We start from the raw sequence: 16,558 nt of genomic DNA on the forward strand, positions 1-16,558 counted from the left end.
GCTGTCCACGGGACGTTCACCCATCCGCCGGTTCGGGCACCGCCCGGGGAGAAGGCTCGCCTCATGACCAACGCACAAGCCCCCACCGACCAGCACCCCGGCGAACTGGCCGACGTGCCCGGCTGGTTCCCGGCGCTGGACCAGATGCTGTTCACCTGGTTCCTGGAGCGGCAGCGCGCGCGGGGCGACCGGGGCGACCTGCTGGAACTGGGCGTGTACCTGGGCAAGAGCGCGATCCTGCTCGGCCGGCACCTCGGCGAGGACGAGACCTTCACCGTCTGCGACCTGTTCGAGGGCGAGGCCCCGGACGGCGCCAACCAGGTGGAGACGGCCCAGTCGTACGCCACGCTCACCCGCCAGGCGTTCGAGCGGAACTACCTCTCCTTCCACGACAGCCTGCCGGCCGTCATCGCGGCCCCCAGCTCCGTGGTGACCGAGCGGGTCGCCCCCGGCTCCTGCCGGTTCGTGCACATCGACGCCTCGCACCTGTACGAGCACGTGCACGGCGACATCGGGGCGGCGCGCGAGCTCCTCCAGCCGGGCGGCGTCGTCGTCCTGGACGACTTCCGCTCCGAGCACACCCCGGGCGTCTCCGCCGCCGCCTGGGAGGCCGTCCTGAACCGGGGGCTGAACCCCGTCTGCCTGAGCACCCAGAAGATGTACGGCACCTGGGGCGATCCCGAGCCGCTCCAGGAGGAGCTGCTCGCCATGCTGCGGGAGCGCACGGACTGCTCGGTGAGCGTGCAGCAGGCGGCCGGCCACCGGCTGGTGCGGGCCCGGTCCCGGGGCATGAAGCCGCCCGCCTTCCCGACCTCCCGGCACTACGTGGCGCCGGTCCCGGCGCAGGCCGCGGCCCCGGCGGCACCCGAGCCCCCGGCTGCCGCGCGCCCCGCCCGGCCCGTGCCCTCCCGGGCCCGCCGGCTCGCCAAGGACCTGCTTCCGCCGCTGGTCACCCGCGCCGTGCGGCGGGCCCGCGGACGGGGGGACCGGGGAGCCGCCGCGGTGTCATGAGACGCCGTAGCGGGCCGCGATCCCGTCGACGACGAGGGCCAGGCCCTCCTCGAAGTGGCGTCCGTAGTCCTCGAAGATCTCCGCGCCCGCCCGGGCCGACAGCGGGAAGTCGGCCAGCAGGCGGGCGCGTTCGTCCATGCCGTAGCCCTCGCGGCGTTCGCCGGGCAGGGGGTGCACGCCCTGCTCCTCGGTGACGAACCCGAGGGTGTACAGGTAGACCGTGGTGAACGCGCGGGCCGCCTGCGGGAGCGTGAACCCGGCGGCCGTGAGCAGGCGCAGGTTGTCCTCCATCTGCGCGGCGTGCACGATGCCGGTGAAGCGCGAGCCGCTGAACACCTTCGCGCCGTCCCGGTAGCCCAGCAGGGCCGTGCGCAGCCCGCGGTTGGCCTTCACCAGCCGCTCCCGCCAGGTGTCGGCGGGATCGAGCGCGGTGTCCGCGACCATCCGCCGGTACATCTCCGTCGCCATCTCGTCGAGCAGCGCCTGCTTGTCCCGGAAGTGCCAGTAGAGGGCGGGCGCCTTCACGTCCAGTTCCCGGGCGATGGCGCGCAGGCTCAGGCCGTCCAGGCCCACCTCGTTCAGCAGCCGCAAGGCGGTGTCCGCGACCCGGCGGCGGTCCAGCGGCGGGCGTCGTTCCGTACTCACGCTTGACAACTTAACACCGTTAAGGCGACCCTCGTGGGCACAACGGGCACTTAACAGCGTTAAGGAGTGGGTGGCGATGGAGACGGACGTCCTGGTGGTGGGGGCCGGCCCGACCGGGCTGGCGCTCGGCGTCGACCTGGCCCGGCGGGGGGTGTCCGCGCTGGTCGTGGAACGGGCGGGGACGCTCTTCCCCGGCTCGCGGGGCAAGGGACTGCAACCGCGGACGATGGAGGTGTTCGACGATCTGGGGGTGCTCGGCGCGATCCGCGCCGCGGGCGGCCCCTACCCGGTCGGGATGGTCTGGCAGGACGGCCGGCGCGCGGGCGAGCACCGGATGTTCGAGCCTGCCGAGCCGAGCGAGGAGGCGCCCTACGACGAGCCGTGGATGGTGCCCCAGTGGCGGACGCAGGAGATCCTGCACGCGCGGCTCGAGGAACTGGGCGGGCGGGTGGCCTTCGGCCGGGAGCTGACCGGTCTGACGCAGGACGCGGCCGGGGTCCGCGCGGTCTTCGCCTCGGGCGCGGACGTCACCGCCCGGTACGCGGTCGCGGCCGACGGCGGCCGGTCGGCCGTCCGGCGGCTGCTCGGCATCGCCATGACCGGCGAGACCCTCGACCCGCACCCGACGCTCGTGGCCGACGTGCGGATCAGCGGCCTGGACCGGGACAACTGGCACCTCTTCCCGCCGCGCGGCCCGGGCGACGGCTTCCTGGCGATCTGCCCGCTGGCCGGCACGGAGGATTTCCAGCTGGTGGCCGAGTTCCCGGACGGGTCCGCCCCGGACCTGTCCCTCGAAGGGCTGCGGAAGGTCGTCGCCGCCCGCTCCCACCTCGCGCCGGAGGCGGTGACGCAGGTGCGCTGGGCCTCGGACTTCCGGCCCCGGGCCGCCCTCGCGGACCGCTTCCGCTCCGGGCGGGTCTTCCTCGCCGGGGACGCGGCCCACGTGCACTCGCCGGCGGGGGGCCAGGGCCTCAACACCAGCGTGCAGGACGCCTACAACCTGGGCTGGAAGCTGGGCGCGGTGCTGCGCGACGGCGCCGGACCGGATCTGCTGGACTCCTACGAGGTGGAACGCCGGCCCGTCGCCGCGGACATGCTCGGGCTGTCCACCCGCGTGCACCGGGGCGAGACCCGGCGCGGCGGGGCCACCCGGCAGCTCTCCCTGGGCTACCCCGACTCGCCGCTCACCTGCGAGACCCGGACCGACCCGGGCCCCCTGCGGGCCGGGGACCGGGCACCCGACGGGCGGGTGGACGGCGTGCGGCTCTTCGACGCCTTCCGCGGCCCGCACTGGACCCTGCTGGCCCTGGGCGGCGCCGAGGCCCCCGGACCCACCCCCCGGATCCGGGTCGTCCAGGGCTCCGCACCGGCGGCGTACGGCCCGGGGCTGTACCTCGTCAGGCCGGACGGCTACGTCGGCTGGGCGGGCACCACGGCGGCCGGGCTCGCGGACTACCTGGCCACCGTGGGCCTGCGCTAGACCGGCCGGCCGGTCTCAGCCGCTCGCGAGGGACAGCTTCACCGCGAAGCCCAGGAACAGCGCGCCCGCCGCCGAGGTCGCCCCCGCCGACAGGCGCCTGCGGCGGCGGAAGGCGGCGGCCAGCCGGGTGCCGCCGAAGATCAGCGCGCTGAGGTACAGCACGCTGGCGAGCTGGGCCAGGATCCCGAGCACGACGAACGACAGCGCGGGATGGGCGTACCCCGGGTCCACGAACTGCACGAAGAAGGCGACGAAGAACAGGATCGCCTTGGGGTTGATCAGGCTCACGACCAGGGCGCGGCGGAACGGCCGCTCCTCGGCGGGCACGGGCGTCGACGCCGTGGCGGCGGTCCGCTCGGCGCGGGTGCGCCACATGGCCCGGGCGGCCCGCAGCATGCCGACGGCGAGCCAGGTCAGGTAGCCGGCGCCGGCGTACTTGACGACGGCGAACAGCACGGCGTTGGCCTGGAGCAGCGAGGCGACGCCGGCCGCGGACAGCGTCATCAGCACCGCGTCGCCGCACCAGACGCCGGAGGCGGCGGTGTACCCGGCCCGCACGCCGCGGCGGGCGGCCACGGACAGCACGTACAGCGAGTTGGGGCCGGGGAGCAGGATGATCAGGGCGAGGCCCGCCAGGTAGGTGGGCAGATCGATGACACCGAACATGCGAAGGAGTGTCGCACGCGGGACGGGCGGTACGACATGCCGTTTCCCGCTCGGCCCTGGGCTCAGAAGGCGTCCGACGGGACGTGCGTGCCCCACACCTCGCGCAGGGCGTCGCAGACCTCGCCGACGGTGGCCCGGGCGCGCAGGGCGTCCTTCATCGGGTGGAGGAGGTTGTCCTCGCCCTCGGCGGTCTTCCTGAGGGCGGACAGAGCGGTGTGCACGGCCCGCCGGTCGCGTCCGGCGCGCAGCGCGGCGAGGCGTTCGGCCTGCCGGGCCTCGATGGCGGGGTCGACGCGGAGGGGTTCGTAGGGCTCCTCCTCGTCGAGCCGGAAGCGGTTGACCCCGACCACGACGCGTTCGCCGGAGTCGGTCTCCTGGCTGATGCGGTAGGCGTTGCGCTCGATCTCGTCCTTCTGCACACCGCGTTCGATCGCCTCCACGGCGCCGCCCAGGTCCTCGACCCGGCGCATCAGGGCGAGGGCGGCCTCCTCGACGTCGTCGGTCATCCGCTCCACGGCGTAGGAGCCGGCGAAGGGGTCGACGGTGGCGGTGACGTCGGTCTCGTGGGCGAGCACCTGCTGGGTGCGCAGGGCCAGGCGGGCGCTCTTGTCGGTGGGCAGGGCGATGGCCTCGTCGAAGGAGTTGGTGTGCAGCGACTGGGTGCCGCCCAGCACGGCGGCCAGGCCCTGGACCGCGACGCGGACGAGGTTCACCTCGGGCTGCTGGGCCGTCAGCTGGACGCCGGCGGTCTGGGTGTGGAAGCGCAGCATGAGCGACTTCGGGTTCCCCGCACCGAACTCCTCGCGCATCAGGCGGGCCCAGATCCGGCGTGCGGCACGGAACTTGGCGACCTCCTCCAGCAGGGTCGTGCGGGCGACGAAGAAGAAGGACAGGCGCGGCGCGAAGTCGTCCACGTCCATCCCGGCCGCGAGGGCCGTGCGCACGTACTCGACGCCGTTGGCGAGGGTGAAGGCGATCTCCTGCGCGGGCGAGGCACCGGCTTCGGCCATGTGGTAGCCGGAGATGGAGATGGTGTTCCAGCGCGGCAGTTCCGTGTTGCAGTACCGGAAGATGTCGGCGGTGAGCCGGAGCGAGGGCCGGGGCGGGAAGATGTAGGTGCCGCGGGCGATGTACTCCTTGAGCACGTCGTTCTGGACCGTGCCGGTCAACTGCCCGCCGTGCACGCCCTGCTCCTCGGCCACCAGCTGGTACAGGAGCAGCAGCAGCGCCGCGGGGGCGTTGATCGTCATGGACGTGGAGACCTGGTCCAGGGGGATCCCGCCGAACAGCACCCGCATGTCGTCGATCGAGTCGACCGCCACGCCCACCTTGCCGACCTCGCCGTGCGCGAGGGGGGCGTCGGAGTCGTGGCCCATCTGGGTGGGCAGGTCGAAGGCGACCGACAGACCCGTCGTGCCGTGCGCGATCAGCTGCCGGTACCGGGCGTTGGACTCCGCCGCCGTCCCGAAGCCCGCGTACTGGCGCATCGTCCAGGGCCGGCCGGTGTACATCGTCGGGTAGACACCCCGCGTGTACGGATAGGCCCCGGGCTCCCCCAGCCGCCGCGCCGGATCCCAGCCCTCCAGGGCCTGCGGCCCGTAGACCGGCTCGATCGGCAGACCCGACTCCGACTCGCGCGCCATGGTGCATTGCCTCCCGCTCAGCAGTGACCTCGCTCACCACCATGCCCCCTGGTTCGCGGCGGGTCACGCCCGGGGAACATCTCAGGTGACATCCGGGCACGGCGGCGGGACGACAGGGGGGCGCGTGCGTATCACGGGCAGGGGACGAGCCGTCGCGACGGCACTGGCCGCATCGGCCGCACTGGCCGCACTGGCCGCACTCACGAGCTGCACCGTGCAGACGCCCGGGGGCGAGGGCGGGCACCGCCCGCCGGTGCACGTCGAACCGCCCGGCGGCACCCCCTCCCCCGCCCGCACGCCGGGCGGCGGGGACGGGACGCCGTCCGGCGCCGACGGCAAGCCGCGCACCCCGCCCCGCGTGCTGTGGTCCTACGGCGACACCGGCCGGGACGTCCGGGAACTCCAGGCGCGGCTGCGGCAGGTGGCGTGGCTGTTCGAGGGCCCGACCGGCACGTACGACGAGCGGACGCGGGAGGCGGTGAGCGGCTTCCAGGGCAAGCGCGGGCTGCCGCGCACGGGCCGGACCGACAGCGTCACCTGGCAGCGGCTGCGGGGGATGACCCGCGAGCCGGGCCGGTGGGACCTGTATCTGATGGGCGGCCAGCCCGCGGACCGGCCCGACCCGCGCTGCGCGACGGGGCGCGTGCTCTGCATCGACAAGACCAGCCGGACCCTGCGCTGGATGATCGACGGCCGGACGGTGTCGACGATGGCCGTTCGCTTCGGCTCGGAGTACACGCCGACCCGGGAGGGTGTCTTCTCCGTCTACTGGAAGTCCCGCCACCACGTGTCGACGCTGTACGACTCGCCCATGCCCTACGCGATGTTCTTCAGCGGCGGCCAGGCGGTGCACTACTCGGCGGACTTCGCGGCCCGGGGCTACGCGGGCGCCTCGCACGGCTGCGTCAACGTCCGCGACGAGGCGGCGATCGCCGCGCTGTACGCACAGGTCCGCGACGGTGACAAGGTCGTCGTGTCCTGGTGAGGGGCGCGGGCGGAAGATGGGGCGCGGGCGGGACCGGGGGAACGTGTCCCGCCCGCGCTCAGGTGCACGAGCCGTAGGTACGGGGGGAACCCCGGCTCCGTGCGACAGCCGATGACCAGTCGGCTCACTCAGTACTGCGTCGCGGGCCGCAAAAACGTCACACCCTCGGCGAGGCGCCCTTCACGGTGTACGAAACCGCAGGTCGCAGCGGTGCGGGCGCGTACTGGGCCCGGTCGCCGTCCGCGCCGCCGGCCGACGGGTCGCGGTGGGCCGACGGCTTGTCGGCCCGGTCGGGCCCGTCCTGCCCACGGCCCCGGTCGCGGTCCTGCCCGCGGTCGGGCTTGTTCCGCTCCCAGCCCGGGTGGCCGCCTTCGCCCTTGCCTTCGCCCTTGCCGGCGCCCTTGCCGGAGCCAGCGCCGTCGCCGTGGGCCGTGCCCTTGCCGTGGTCCGCGCCCGTGCCGTCGCCCTTGCCCGCGCCGTTGCCCTTGCCCGCGCCGTTGCGCCCGGCGGAGCCCCGGTCGGCTCCGGACAGGAGGCCCTTGCAGTACGTCCACACGCGGGTGCCGTCCGCCGCGTCGCGCAGGGCGCGGTGGCGGTGGTCGTCCAGGCGCTTGCCCTGGCGCAGGTCGCGGCAGGCCGAGGCGAGGACCTCCCGGTCCCCGCCGGACGGCCCGGGTCTCCCGCCGGGCTCCGGCTTCGTGGTCGAGCCGCCTCCCGCCTCGTGGCGTCCGGCGCCGCCGGTCGCGCCCGTCGGGCCGCCGCCGGGGGCGAGGCCGCCGGAGCCGGCGCCGCCCTGAGCGGCGTCGCTCGGCGAGGGCGACCCCGGCGGGCGCCCGGAGGAGGCGGCGCCGGCCGAGACCGAGGAGCCGGGGGCGGGATCGTCCCCGCCGAACGGCGTCAGCGCTCCGGTTCCGGCGGCCACCGCGACCCCGCCGACCATGCCGACGGCGAGCGCGGCGGCCAGCGCGAGGCGGGCGGGGCGCAGGCGGCGGGGTCCGCGAGCGGCCGCGCCCGCGCGGGCGTGCCCGATGTGCACGAGCCCGGCGTCGGCGGGCCCGGACGGCTCCCGGCCTGCGGCCGCGGCACCGGCCGCGTGCGCGTCGGCGCGCTCGGCACGGACCTTGCGGAAAGCGGCCACCGCAGCGGCCTCGCCCGGCAGTTCCTCACCGGCCGGCGGGGGTGCCGGGGACAGGGCTCCGAGGATCGCGGCGAGCCGTGCGGCCTCGTCCCGGCCGGCGCCGTCGACAGCCTCCGGTGGCTCTCCGCTCAGCAAACGCTCCGCCGTCTCGCGGTCCAGCCACCCGTACTGCTCGTCGGCCATCACACATCCTTCTGCGTCCGCGCGACGCCGTGCGTCACACCTGCGGACGTCACCGCGCCGCCACGTGGTTCTCTCTGGGGCGGCAGGGCGTCGAGCACCCCCGCCGATTCCGGATCGGCCCGAGGGGCGTCACCGAGCAGCTCGGCGAGCCGCTTCAGGCCCCGGTGCGCGGCCGTGCGGACGGCGCCGGGCCGCTTGCCGAGCGTCTCGGCGGCGCTCTTGGCGTCGAGTCCCACCACCACGCGCAGCACCACCGCCTCGGCCTGGTCCTGCGGCAGCCTGGATATCAGGGAGAACGTTCCGTCGGTGGCGAGGGCCTCGATGGCCTCGCCGGCCGTGTCGGACTCGGCGGCCCGGCCGGTCAGTTCGGTCTCGTCGCCACCGATGGCGGGACGGCGCCCGCGCATCCGTATGTGGTCCAGCGCCCGGTTGCGGGCTATCCGGGCGGCCCAGCCGCGGAAGCGGTCCGCGTCGCCGGTGAACCGCTCCAGGTCGCGGGCGATCTGCAGCCACGCCTCGGAGGTGACGTCCTCGGCGTCGGGGTCGCCGACCAGCGTCCGTACGTATCCGAGCAGCCGCGGGTGCACGGTGCGGTACACGGTCCGGAACGCGGTCTCGTCCCCGTCCTGTGCCGCGCGCACCGCGGCGGTCAGCTCCGCGTCGTCCCCCAGCACCGCGCGCCCTTCTGCGCCTGATCCGGCGCCGCTCTCGCGGGCCGGGTTCTCGCCGTCGTGGTCGTCCGATTGATGCTTGCGGTCACAAGCCCGCAGGTGATTGCGGTGGTCCTGCCGCCTCCGCCCCTGGCGCGAATGGCACGTTACGACCTGAAACCACTCCCCGTCCATGTCCGCCGGAGATGCAACTAAGCCGTGACACGGCGGGGTGTGACAGAAACCGCACTCGGCGCGCTGTAGGGAGTACGGGCCGCCGCGCGGCCCGTGCCGCGCGACGGCCGGGGCCTCTCCTGTGGGGGGTGGCGGCCCCGGCCGTTGCCATCGGCATCGGCCGGACGGCGCCAAGTCCCTCAGAGTCGGCGGCCGTTGGACGGTGAGCGCTTGCCGTCGGAGCGGCCCTTGTCGGCCCCCTGGCCCGCTGCCCCGCCCGCCTTGCCGTCCGAGCCCTCGCCCGCGGCCGGGGAGCCCTGCGCACCGGGACGCTTGGTGGCGGGGGCGTCGCTCCGGCCGGGTTCGGCCCCGGATTTCCGTGCGGCGCAGTACGCCGTGACGTTCCTCTCACCGCCCGCGGCGTCGATCAGACGCTTCAGGGCCGTGCTCTCCATCGCCCGGCCGCTGCCCCCGGCCCGTTCGTAGGCGCGGCAGTGCGCCTCGATGTCCCGGGCGTCCGCGGCGTTGCCGCCCTTCCCCGTCCCCGCCGTCTCCCGGCCGGGTGCCCGGCCGGCCGGGGCCGAGCCGTCGCCCGGGTGCGGGGTGCGGGGGGTCCTGGGCGGGTCCGGGGCCGGGTCGCGCGGGGCGGCGCTGGAGGAGGGCGGCCGCTCGGGGGTGTCGTCCGGTCCGTCCGCCGAGCCGCCGGCCACGCCGATCGCCGCCACGGCGACCCCGCCCAGGGTGAGGCTGGCGAGCAGCACGGACAGCGTGGTCCGCAGGGAGCGTCCGAGCAGGCGCGGTCCCCCAGGGCTCCAGTCGTCGCGCCGCCGGCGGACGTGCCGGTGCGCGGTCCCGGCGTCCCGGGCGGCCCGGAAGGCGGCCACGGCCCGCTGCTCGGCCTCGGCGTCGACGCCGTCCCGGACGAGGCACGCGACGATCAGCGCCTCGACATCGGCCTCGAGGAGGGTGTGACGGGAACCACGGCCGGCAAGCCCGCCGTCGCTTCGCCGTTCACCCATGTCCGCCCCGCCTCTGCTCGATCCGCCCGACCCGGCTCACCGGGTCTCCTCCGTACGTCCCGCCGATCGGCCCTGTTCAGAGCCCCGCGGGGTGCGTGCGCCCGGGAGCCCGGGCCGCCGGGTGGCGGAGCCCGGGGCTCCGCTCACGTCGACTCACCCAGCGTCCGCGGCGCCTCATCCGTCACACTCGGCGCGCCGAGCCGGCTCGCGAGCCGCTTCAGTCCCCGGTGGGCGGCCGTGCGCACGGCACCCGGCCGCTTGCCCAGCACGCGGGCGGCCGCCGGTCCGTCGAGACCGACCACCACGCGCAGCAGCACCGCCTCGGCCTGGTCGCGCGGCAGCCCGCGCACCAGTTCCAGGGCCCACTCGGTGGACAGGGCCTCCAGCGCCTGGTCGTGGGTGCTCTGCGGCCCGGGCAGGTCCAGCACGTCCTGCTCCAGCGCCGACGGCCGGGGCCGTACCCGCTGCCGGCGCAGGTGGTCCAGCGCCCGGTGCCGGGCGATGGTCGCCGTCCAGCCGCGGAAGCCCGCCCCGTCGCCCCGGAACCGCCCGAGGTCCCGGGCGATCTCCAGCCAGGCGTCGGACGCCACGTCCTCGGCGTCGTCCCCGACGAGCCCGCGCAGGTAGCCGAGCAGCCCGGGCTGCACCAGCCGGTAGGCCGCCGCGAAGGCGTCCTCGTCACCCTGCTGGGCCCGTGCGACGGCCGCGCCCAGTTCCCCGTCGTGCGCCTGCGCGCGCCGGGGTTCCGCTCCCTGACCCAAGTGACGTCCTCGTCCGTGCCGCGTGCGCGATCCTCACGGTGATCAGCGCCGGTGCGCGCGGAAGTGTCACAGCGCGTCAGGTTCCCGGTCCCCGCCCACCGTTCGGGTCAATCCGACCCGCCGTCCTCGGGAGCGCGCGGCCGGACAGGTTTGGTCCAAGTGACGTACCGGGGAGTGCTGCCCGCGATGCCACCGCCCACGAAAGGCGAGCGCCGTATGACCTCCCGCCTGCTGCCCACCGCGGTCGCCACCGCCCTGGCCCTCGGTGCCCTCGGTCTGGCCCAGCCCGCCCGGGCCGACGCCTCCGACGGGGTGCACACCGTCCGGGTGCCGGACGGTGACCCGCACGACCGGTCCCTCGCCCCGCGCACCACCGAACCGTTCAGCCTGCTCGGGGTCACCTGGGACGACCCGAAGGCGCAGCTGGAGGGCACCGCTCAGGTGCGCACCCGCTCCCGTCAGACGGGCGCGTGGAGCGCCTGGCACGCCCTGGACCTCGGCGTCCGGACCCCCGAGACGGGACCCGACCGCGACCGCGCCGGGGTGCGCGGCGGCACCCAGCCGCTGTGGACCGGCCCCTCGGACGGGGTGCAGGTGCGGGTCTCGGGCACGGCGCTGCCGGAGGGGCTGCGCGTGGACCTGGTGGACCCGGCCGGCGGGACGGACGCCGTGCACACCGGGGCCGTCGACCCGGACGCCGTGCCCCCGGCCGCCGGGGCACCCTCGGCGGAGCGCCCGGCGGTGACGTCCCGCTCCGCGTGGGGCGCCGACGAGTCCCTGGTGAAGGACCCGCCCACCTACACCGCCGACACGAAGGCGATCTTCGTGCACCACACGGCGGGCACCAACGACTACGCCTGCTCGGAGTCGGCGTCGATCGTGCGGGGCGTGTTCCTGTACCACGTGAAGAGCAACGGCTGGAACGACATCGGCTACCACTTCCTCGTCGACAAGTGCGGCACCGTCTTCGAGGGCCGCGCCGGAGGCATCGACAAGCCCGTCCTCGGCGCGCACACCTACGGCTTCAACACCGCCACCAGCAGCATCTCCGTGCTCGGTGACTACTCGACGGCGACCGCCGGCGCCGCGGTGCGCGAGTCGGTCGCCAAGGTCGCCGCCTGGAAGCTCGGCCTGTACGGCCTCGACCCGACCGGGACCGTGGTGCTCACGGCCGGGGCGGACAACGGCAAGTACAAACTGGGCCAGCAGGTCACGATGCACCGCATCTCCGGTCACCGCGACGGCTATCCGACCGAGTGCCCCGGGCAGCACCTCTACGACGACCTGCCCGAGATCCGCACCCTGGCCGCCAACGCCGCCAAGCCGGCGGAACCGGCGGAACCGGCCCCGGCCGCCCTCGGCGGCGAGGGCCCGCCCGTCCGCTAGAACCGCCTGCTGCCGCCTGCCTACCGCCGGGGCGCGGCACCCGCCGCGTCCCGGCACAGCAGCCGCAGCGAGCCGTGCCCGGACCAGCAGCGGCGGGCCTCGTCGATCGGGTCCCACAGGCGCCCGTCGGGCGTGCGGATCCAGTGCTCGCCGCCGCTCGCCCACCACTCGGCGCCGCTCTGACGCGCCATCACCTCCCCGGCGTAGGCGCCGAAGCCGCGCAGCACCTCCTGCACCGCCGCGTAGGGCGCGCCCTCGCGCCGTATCTCCTCGATCATCCGGTCGATCCTCCACAGGCTCTGCGCCGAGTAGTCGAGGCGCAGTCGTGCTCCCTCGCGCATGGTCGCCACTGTGTCCGCCGCCCAGCGCACCGGCTTGGCCGCGGCGGAAGGCCTGGTCTCCGCTTGAGTCGTCACACTCGGGAAAGCGCTCGGGAGAACCGTTTCGTCACCCCGATCCGGCGGCTTTCCCGAAGCGGCGCAGGACCACCCCATGCCGTCCGGGGGACACTCACAGGACCCTTGCAGGAGCGGGGTTTGGGCCGGGCGGCGGCACGGGAGGGCGTTGCGCGGCAGGCCCTGGCCCGGCAGGCCCTAGCCCTGCTGCCGGTTGCGGCGCGACACCACCGCGCGCAGCACCCGGCGGCCCTCGACGGAGATCTCCAGGGCCCGGCGCAGCCCGGCCGGTCCGTGCCCGGCGAGGACCTCCAGCACGGTGACCTGGCGGCGCAGTTCGGCGGCGACGAGCGGCGACATGCCGTCCGTGCGCCCCTCACGGCGCGCGTCGACCGAGCCGGCCTCGTCCTCGGCCGTGTCGAGGAGGCGGTGGATCTGCAGGGAGGCCACGGAGCAGGCGTCGGCCCACGCCCGGACCGGACCGCCCGAGAGCTCGGCGGGGGCGTCCCGGAGCATCCGGTGGGCGAGCACGGCGGCCTCGTCGTCCGCGCCCGGGGCGTCCAGCTTCGCCCGGGTCTGCTCCAGCCGCTCGCCCCACTCGCCGGTCCCGGCGGCCTCGGTGAGACTGGCCCACACCGGCCGCAGCACCTCGTCGTCACCGCCCAGCAGGGGCACGCACCGATCCAAACAAGCCAGTCCGCTCGCGGCCAGCCCGCGCTCGTCGGCCTGCGCGATCAACTCCACCAGACTCATCCACGCCTCCCTCCGCGGGCCTTCACCAGGGCCCTGCCAGGCCCTTCCCGGCCACACCCCTCACGGATCCCGCACTTCCCCTTACTGCGTGCAACGGACCGGGAGTGTCACAGGGGCACCACGCCCAGCCGGTCGAGGAAGCGGAAGAACAGGTTTTCGGCCAAGGGGTCGGGGTCCGCGGTCAGGACGTCGGCCACGGCCTCGGCGTCCACCTCGTGCCCGGCCTCGGCAGCCCAGCGGACGGCCCGTTCGGCCGCGTCACGCGGCTCCAGGAAGTAGTCCTCCAGGGTGAGGCCCTCCCCGCCGCCGCCCAGGTACACGGCCGTCGCGGACCGGGCTAGGCAGGTCGTCCAGCCCCCGCTCTGCGGGGCCGCGGCCTCCAGCACCACGCAGGCGCTGTCCATCACGTACCCGAACAGCGCGGGCGCGCCGGTCTCGCCGGCGAGGGCGTTCATGCTCCCCACGTCGCCCTCGCGGCTCGCGTACTCCCACACCTGCCACCCGCCCGGCGCCGACGCGCGCCGGGTCAGGGCGTCCCGCGCCCCCGACAGCGCGGCCGTTCCCGCCAGCGGCCGGTTCCCCCGGCCCACGACGAAGTAACCCCAGTAGCCCATGTCCGGTCCCCCCGGCCTGTCCGACTCGGCTCGCGACGCCAGACCACCACAGCCGCACGGGCGTGCGCAGCCGGACGGGGCAATTCCTGCGCCGGTCAGCCGAGGCTGTCCGCCAGTGCCCGGAACTGCGCCCAGGACGCTTCGGGCTTGTCCGGGTCCCACAGCTTCTGCACCATCGCCCGCAGCGGCATCCGGATCCCGGCGGCCACCTGCGCCTCGGTCTGGGCGTTCGCCTGGTCGCACCAGACGGCGAACGACCCGCCGAGGATCTGCCCGTCGTACCGCGCGGGCACGGGGGTGGTGCCGCGCAGCACCCGTGGCGTCCACTGCTCGTAGATCCGCTGGCCGGTCGGGTAGACGAAGGTCTGCGGCTCGCCGAGCACGTAGTACAGGAACTCGTCGTTGTAGTTGATCACCTTGCGGCCGGCCTCCAGGTACTCCAGGGGTGTCCGGGCGCCGATCTCCTTGCCCGTCCAGTAGGCCACCTGGATGTCCTTGCCGGCCTGCACGGACCCGCCGCGGAAGAAGCCGTCGTTCCAGGCCCGCGGGACGCGCTGGTGCTCGCGGACGGTCGCGGCCCGGTCGTTCAGCCAGCCGGTGGTGAGGTCGGCGACCGTGGCGCCGGAGCCGTACTTCTCGCGCGCCGCGGCGGCCAGCTGCGGGAAGGACGCCTCGGGGTCGGAGCGGACCAGTGCCTGGTACTCGTCGGCCCCCAGGTGCCAGGGCGTGCCGGGGAACAGCTCCGCGTACTCGTTGAGCAGGTCGTCGACGATCTCGGCGCTCTCGGCCTTGGAGATGTCGATGGCGCCCTGCACGGGCGATCCCTGCACGGTGCGCAGTTGCAGGTCGGGGTGGGCGTCGATGACCGCGCCGAGGTGCCCGGGCGAGTCGATCTCGGGCACGATCGTGATGTGCCGGCTCTCCGCCAGGTCGATGATGTTGCGCACCTGCGCCTTGGTCAGGTGCTCGGCGGAGACGATCTCCGGGTGCGTGTCGGACTCGATGCGGAAGCCCTGGTCGTCGGAGAAGTGCAGCCCCAGCTGGTTGTACTTCAGGTCGCCCAGCTCGCGGATCCGGTCCTCGATCCAGCCGGCGGTGAAATTCTTGCGGGCGATGTCGAGCATGAAGCCGCGCACCGGCTTGGCCGGCTCGTCCTTCACCACGCCCTCGGGCGCGGTGCCGCCGTCGTGCGTCTCCTGCTTGAGGGTGCGGGTGCCGTGGAAGACGCCGGCCTCGGTGGGTCCGCTGATCTCCACGCGCCCGCCGCCCACGGTCATCACGTACGACTCGGGGTTCGCGCCCTTGCCGTCGTTCAGCGTGAGCCGCAGGTCCCCGTCGCGCTTGTCGTCCTTCTCGCCCGCGTACGTCAGTCCCAGCTCGCCGGCGACCAGGCGGCCCTCGTCGGCGAGGGCGGGGTCGTCCACGACGACCCGGTCGCCCTTCGCGGGGCGCCAGCCCGGCCCGCGCGCGGGCGTGTGCTCCCGCACGGCGGGGATCGTCCTGGGTGCCTCGGACAGGGGGTAGGAGCGGCTGGGACCGGGGCTCGCGCCCCCGTCCGGCCCGGTCGTGTTCGGCGCGGCGGCCGCGCCCCGGGTGGACCCCGCCTCCGGCCCGGTGGACCCGCCGTCGCCGCCGGAGGCCGCCCACAGCCCGAGACTCACCCCGGCCGCGACCACCACCAGGGCTACCGCCATGGTCACGACCAGCACCTGCCGCTGCTTTCCCTGCTTCGCCGGAGCCCGGCGCCTGTGCTGATTCACACCGCCAACCTAAAACCCGATCCGGTACCGCGCGCGTCCACCACGCGTTCCGAAACTCTCTCCCCCGAGTGAAATTCGGGCATCCGTCGGACACGTCTCGGTCGCACTCGATAGCGTGACGTCACAACTCTCACAGAGTGCCCTGCTGACACACGTGACGCCCACGAGGACCCACGCTGCCCGCGCACCGTCTCCCCGATCTCCCCGGCCGGCTCGACATACCGGTGGACCCGTTCAACGCGGCCTCCACCGAGGACCTGCGCCGCATCCTCCTCCGCTGCCTGCACAGCGCCCGGTGGTCGCGGCGGGTCGCCGACCACCGCCCCTACCCGGACGTGGACTCCCTGCTCGCCGCCGCGGACGAGGCGGCCTACGACCTCACCTGGGCCGATCTGAGCGAGGCCCTGGCCGCCGAGTCCCTGCCCGCCCTCCCGCCGGACACCTACGCGGCGGCCCACACGGCCCTGGGCGCGGCCCACGCCGCCTACGAGGCCCGCTTCGGGCACGTGTTCGTCATCTGCCTGGACGGGGTGCCCCCCTCCGAGGCGCTGGACCGGATCCTGGAGACCGTCCGGTCACGATTGGCGAACGATCCGGAGGAGGAGCGGGAGGTGGTGGCCGACGAACTGCGGCGCCTGGCGAGAGAACGGCTGGTCCACGCCCTCAGAGGCGCCGGGAACCGCGCGACGGGCCACGACGGCGCCGCGCCCGGCCGGCAACCGGACATCCCGCTCCACAAGCCGCGGGGCTAGGCCGTACGCATGCCAGTTTGATCACACAGCCGGACCCCCGCTCAGCGCCGCGTCGGCGCCTCGCTACGATGCTGGGGGCCGGTGGACCGTACCCGGCCGGGCCCGACCGACAAGGAAAGCCGGCGCGGCCCCAATCACCGCTCCCGGAGGAAACTTCCGTGCCGGCTGGAACGCTGTACCGCGGCCGGGAAGGAATGTGGTCCTGGGTGGCTCACCGAGTCACCGGCGTCCTCATTTTCTTCTTCCTGTTCGTTCACGTGCTGGACACCGCGCTCGTCCGTGTGTCCCCCGAGGCCTACGACAAGGTCGTGGCCACGTACAAGACGCCGATCGTCGCGCTGCTGGAGTACGGCCTCGTCGCCGCCATCCTCTTCCACGCGCTCAACGGCCTGCGTGTCATCGCCGTCGACTTCTGGATCAAGGGCGCCCGCTACCAGAAGCAGATGCTCTGGACCGTCGTCGCCCTGTGGGTCGTGCTGATGCTCGGGGCGATCTACCCCGTGCTCGGCCACGCCGCTCGTGAACTGTTCGGGAGCTGACGCC

17 protein-coding genes are annotated in these 16,558 nt (G+C 74.6%); 6 read left to right on the forward strand and 11 right to left on the reverse strand.

Annotated features, from left to right (window positions below; genetic code table 11):
* Nucleotides 1-63 precede the first annotated feature (63 nt).
* Complete coding sequence (locus tag ACH4C6_RS03855; protein ID WP_398106902.1) at nucleotides 64-1,011, forward strand: class I SAM-dependent methyltransferase; 948 nt, start codon at nucleotides 64-66, stop codon at nucleotides 1,009-1,011.
* Here the strand turns inward: ACH4C6_RS03855 and ACH4C6_RS03860 are convergent.
* Nucleotides 1,006-1,656, reverse strand: a complete 651-nt coding sequence (locus ACH4C6_RS03860) for a TetR/AcrR family transcriptional regulator (RefSeq protein ID WP_398106903.1) — start codon at nucleotides 1,654-1,656, stop codon at nucleotides 1,006-1,008. The two genes, ACH4C6_RS03855 and ACH4C6_RS03860, sit on opposite strands and share 6 nt — an antisense overlap.
* A gap of 76 nt (nucleotides 1,657-1,732) precedes the next feature.
* Here ACH4C6_RS03860 and ACH4C6_RS03865 point away from each other — a divergent pair, with 76 nt between their 5' ends.
* Nucleotides 1,733-3,136: an FAD-dependent oxidoreductase gene (locus ACH4C6_RS03865; RefSeq protein WP_398106904.1), complete on the forward strand. Its 1,404-nt coding sequence runs from the start codon at nucleotides 1,733-1,735 to the stop codon at nucleotides 3,134-3,136.
* A 15-nt stretch (nucleotides 3,137-3,151) separates the two neighbouring features.
* Here the strand turns inward: ACH4C6_RS03865 and leuE are convergent, their stop codons facing one another.
* Together leuE and ACH4C6_RS03875 are read right to left on the reverse strand one after the other, a co-directional pair.
* Nucleotides 3,152-3,802 (reverse strand): leucine efflux protein LeuE, encoded by a 651-nt coding sequence (leuE, locus tag ACH4C6_RS03870; RefSeq protein ID WP_398106905.1) that lies wholly within the window; start codon nucleotides 3,800-3,802, stop codon nucleotides 3,152-3,154.
* 62 nt (nucleotides 3,803-3,864) lie between these two features.
* Nucleotides 3,865-5,445, reverse strand: coding sequence for a methylmalonyl-CoA mutase (locus ACH4C6_RS03875; RefSeq protein WP_398106906.1), 1,581 nt, complete (start codon nucleotides 5,443-5,445; stop codon nucleotides 3,865-3,867).
* A 124-nt stretch (nucleotides 5,446-5,569) separates the two neighbouring features.
* On the opposite strand from ACH4C6_RS03875, the gene ACH4C6_RS03880 reads away from it, so the two are divergent.
* Nucleotides 5,570-6,430 (forward strand): L,D-transpeptidase family protein, encoded by an 861-nt coding sequence (locus ACH4C6_RS03880; RefSeq protein WP_398106907.1) that lies wholly within the window; start codon nucleotides 5,570-5,572, stop codon nucleotides 6,428-6,430.
* 157 nt (nucleotides 6,431-6,587) lie between these two features.
* On the opposite strand, the gene ACH4C6_RS03885 is transcribed toward ACH4C6_RS03880, so the two are convergent.
* The 4 genes from ACH4C6_RS03885 to ACH4C6_RS03900 all read right to left on the reverse strand — a co-directional run bounded on the left by ACH4C6_RS03885 (nucleotide 6,588) and on the right by ACH4C6_RS03900 (nucleotide 10,355).
* A complete protein-coding gene (locus ACH4C6_RS03885; protein WP_398106908.1) occupies nucleotides 6,588-7,751 on the reverse strand; it encodes a hypothetical protein in 1,164 nt (387 codons plus the stop codon).
* Entirely contained in the window at nucleotides 7,751-8,425 is a 675-nt protein-coding gene (locus ACH4C6_RS03890) for an RNA polymerase sigma factor (RefSeq protein ID WP_398106909.1), read from the reverse strand. Before ACH4C6_RS03890 ends, ACH4C6_RS03885 begins: the two co-directional genes overlap by 1 nt.
* Nucleotides 8,426-8,775: 350 nt before the next feature.
* The gene (locus ACH4C6_RS03895) at nucleotides 8,776-9,594 is read right to left on the reverse strand and encodes a hypothetical protein (RefSeq protein WP_398106910.1); all 819 of its coding nucleotides are present in this window, start codon (nucleotides 9,592-9,594) and stop codon (nucleotides 8,776-8,778) included.
* A gap of 143 nt (nucleotides 9,595-9,737) precedes the next feature.
* On the reverse strand, nucleotides 9,738-10,355 hold the full coding sequence (locus ACH4C6_RS03900; RefSeq protein WP_398106911.1) for an RNA polymerase sigma factor: 618 nt from the start codon (nucleotides 10,353-10,355) through the stop codon (nucleotides 9,738-9,740).
* A gap of 216 nt (nucleotides 10,356-10,571) precedes the next feature.
* On the opposite strand from ACH4C6_RS03900, the gene ACH4C6_RS03905 reads away from it, so the two are divergent.
* Nucleotides 10,572-11,741, forward strand: coding sequence for an N-acetylmuramoyl-L-alanine amidase (locus ACH4C6_RS03905; protein WP_398106912.1), 1,170 nt, complete (start codon nucleotides 10,572-10,574; stop codon nucleotides 11,739-11,741).
* 20 nt (nucleotides 11,742-11,761) lie between these two features.
* Here the strand turns inward: ACH4C6_RS03905 and ACH4C6_RS03910 are convergent, their stop codons facing one another.
* From ACH4C6_RS03910 to ACH4C6_RS03925, 4 genes are all read right to left on the reverse strand, one after another.
* A complete protein-coding gene (locus ACH4C6_RS03910; protein WP_398106913.1) occupies nucleotides 11,762-12,157 on the reverse strand; it encodes a hypothetical protein in 396 nt (131 codons plus the stop codon).
* Nucleotides 12,158-12,334: 177 nt separating this feature from the next.
* Nucleotides 12,335-12,889: a hypothetical protein gene (locus ACH4C6_RS03915; protein WP_398106914.1), complete on the reverse strand. Its 555-nt coding sequence runs from the start codon at nucleotides 12,887-12,889 to the stop codon at nucleotides 12,335-12,337.
* Nucleotides 12,890-12,996: 107 nt separating this feature from the next.
* Entirely contained in the window at nucleotides 12,997-13,503 is a 507-nt protein-coding gene (locus tag ACH4C6_RS03920; protein ID WP_398106915.1) for a hypothetical protein, read from the reverse strand.
* Between the two features lie 95 nt (nucleotides 13,504-13,598).
* Entirely contained in the window at nucleotides 13,599-15,197 is a 1,599-nt protein-coding gene (locus tag ACH4C6_RS03925) for a glycoside hydrolase family 20 protein (RefSeq protein WP_398107127.1), read from the reverse strand.
* Between the two features lie 290 nt (nucleotides 15,198-15,487).
* Between ACH4C6_RS03925 and ACH4C6_RS03930 the strand changes: the two genes are divergently transcribed.
* Both ACH4C6_RS03930 and sdhC read left to right on the forward strand, forming a co-directional pair.
* Complete coding sequence (locus ACH4C6_RS03930; RefSeq protein ID WP_398106916.1) at nucleotides 15,488-16,015, forward strand: 2-oxo-4-hydroxy-4-carboxy-5-ureidoimidazoline decarboxylase; 528 nt, start codon at nucleotides 15,488-15,490, stop codon at nucleotides 16,013-16,015.
* Nucleotides 16,016-16,173: 158 nt separating this feature from the next.
* A complete protein-coding gene (sdhC, locus tag ACH4C6_RS03935; RefSeq protein ID WP_037670267.1) occupies nucleotides 16,174-16,554 on the forward strand; it encodes a succinate dehydrogenase, cytochrome b556 subunit in 381 nt (126 codons plus the stop codon).
* Nucleotides 16,555-16,558: the final 4 nt, after the last annotated feature.

Origin of the sequence: Streptomyces sp. NPDC017943, assembly GCF_044328425.1 — a bacterium.
Classification (GTDB): domain Bacteria; phylum Actinomycetota; class Actinomycetes; order Streptomycetales; family Streptomycetaceae; genus Streptomyces; species Streptomyces djakartensis_A.

What these genes read in the sequence shown, in the direction of transcription:
- ACH4C6_RS03865 (WP_398106904.1), top strand. Translation starts at nt 1,733, where the DNA reads ATGGAGACGGACGTCCTGGTGGTGGGGGCCGGCCCGACCGGGCTGGCG.
- ACH4C6_RS03895 (WP_398106910.1), bottom strand. Translation starts at nt 9,594, where the DNA reads ATGGGTGAACGGCGAAGCGACGGCGGGCTTGCCGGCCGTGGTTCCCGT.
- ACH4C6_RS03925 (WP_398107127.1), bottom strand. Translation starts at nt 15,197, where the DNA reads ATGGCGGTAGCCCTGGTGGTGGTCGCGGCCGGGGTGAGTCTCGGGCTG.
- ACH4C6_RS03885 (WP_398106908.1), bottom strand. Translation starts at nt 7,751, where the DNA reads ATGGCCGACGAGCAGTACGGGTGGCTGGACCGCGAGACGGCGGAGCGT.
- ACH4C6_RS03915 (WP_398106914.1), bottom strand. Translation starts at nt 12,889, where the DNA reads ATGAGTCTGGTGGAGTTGATCGCGCAGGCCGACGAGCGCGGGCTGGCC.
- ACH4C6_RS03920 (WP_398106915.1), bottom strand. Translation starts at nt 13,503, where the DNA reads ATGGGCTACTGGGGTTACTTCGTCGTGGGCCGGGGGAACCGGCCGCTG.
- ACH4C6_RS03905 (WP_398106912.1), top strand. Translation starts at nt 10,572, where the DNA reads ATGACCTCCCGCCTGCTGCCCACCGCGGTCGCCACCGCCCTGGCCCTC.
- ACH4C6_RS03855 (WP_398106902.1), top strand. Translation starts at nt 64, where the DNA reads ATGACCAACGCACAAGCCCCCACCGACCAGCACCCCGGCGAACTGGCC.
- leuE (WP_398106905.1), bottom strand. Translation starts at nt 3,802, where the DNA reads ATGTTCGGTGTCATCGATCTGCCCACCTACCTGGCGGGCCTCGCCCTG.
- ACH4C6_RS03875 (WP_398106906.1), bottom strand. Translation starts at nt 5,445, where the DNA reads ATGGCGCGCGAGTCGGAGTCGGGTCTGCCGATCGAGCCGGTCTACGGG.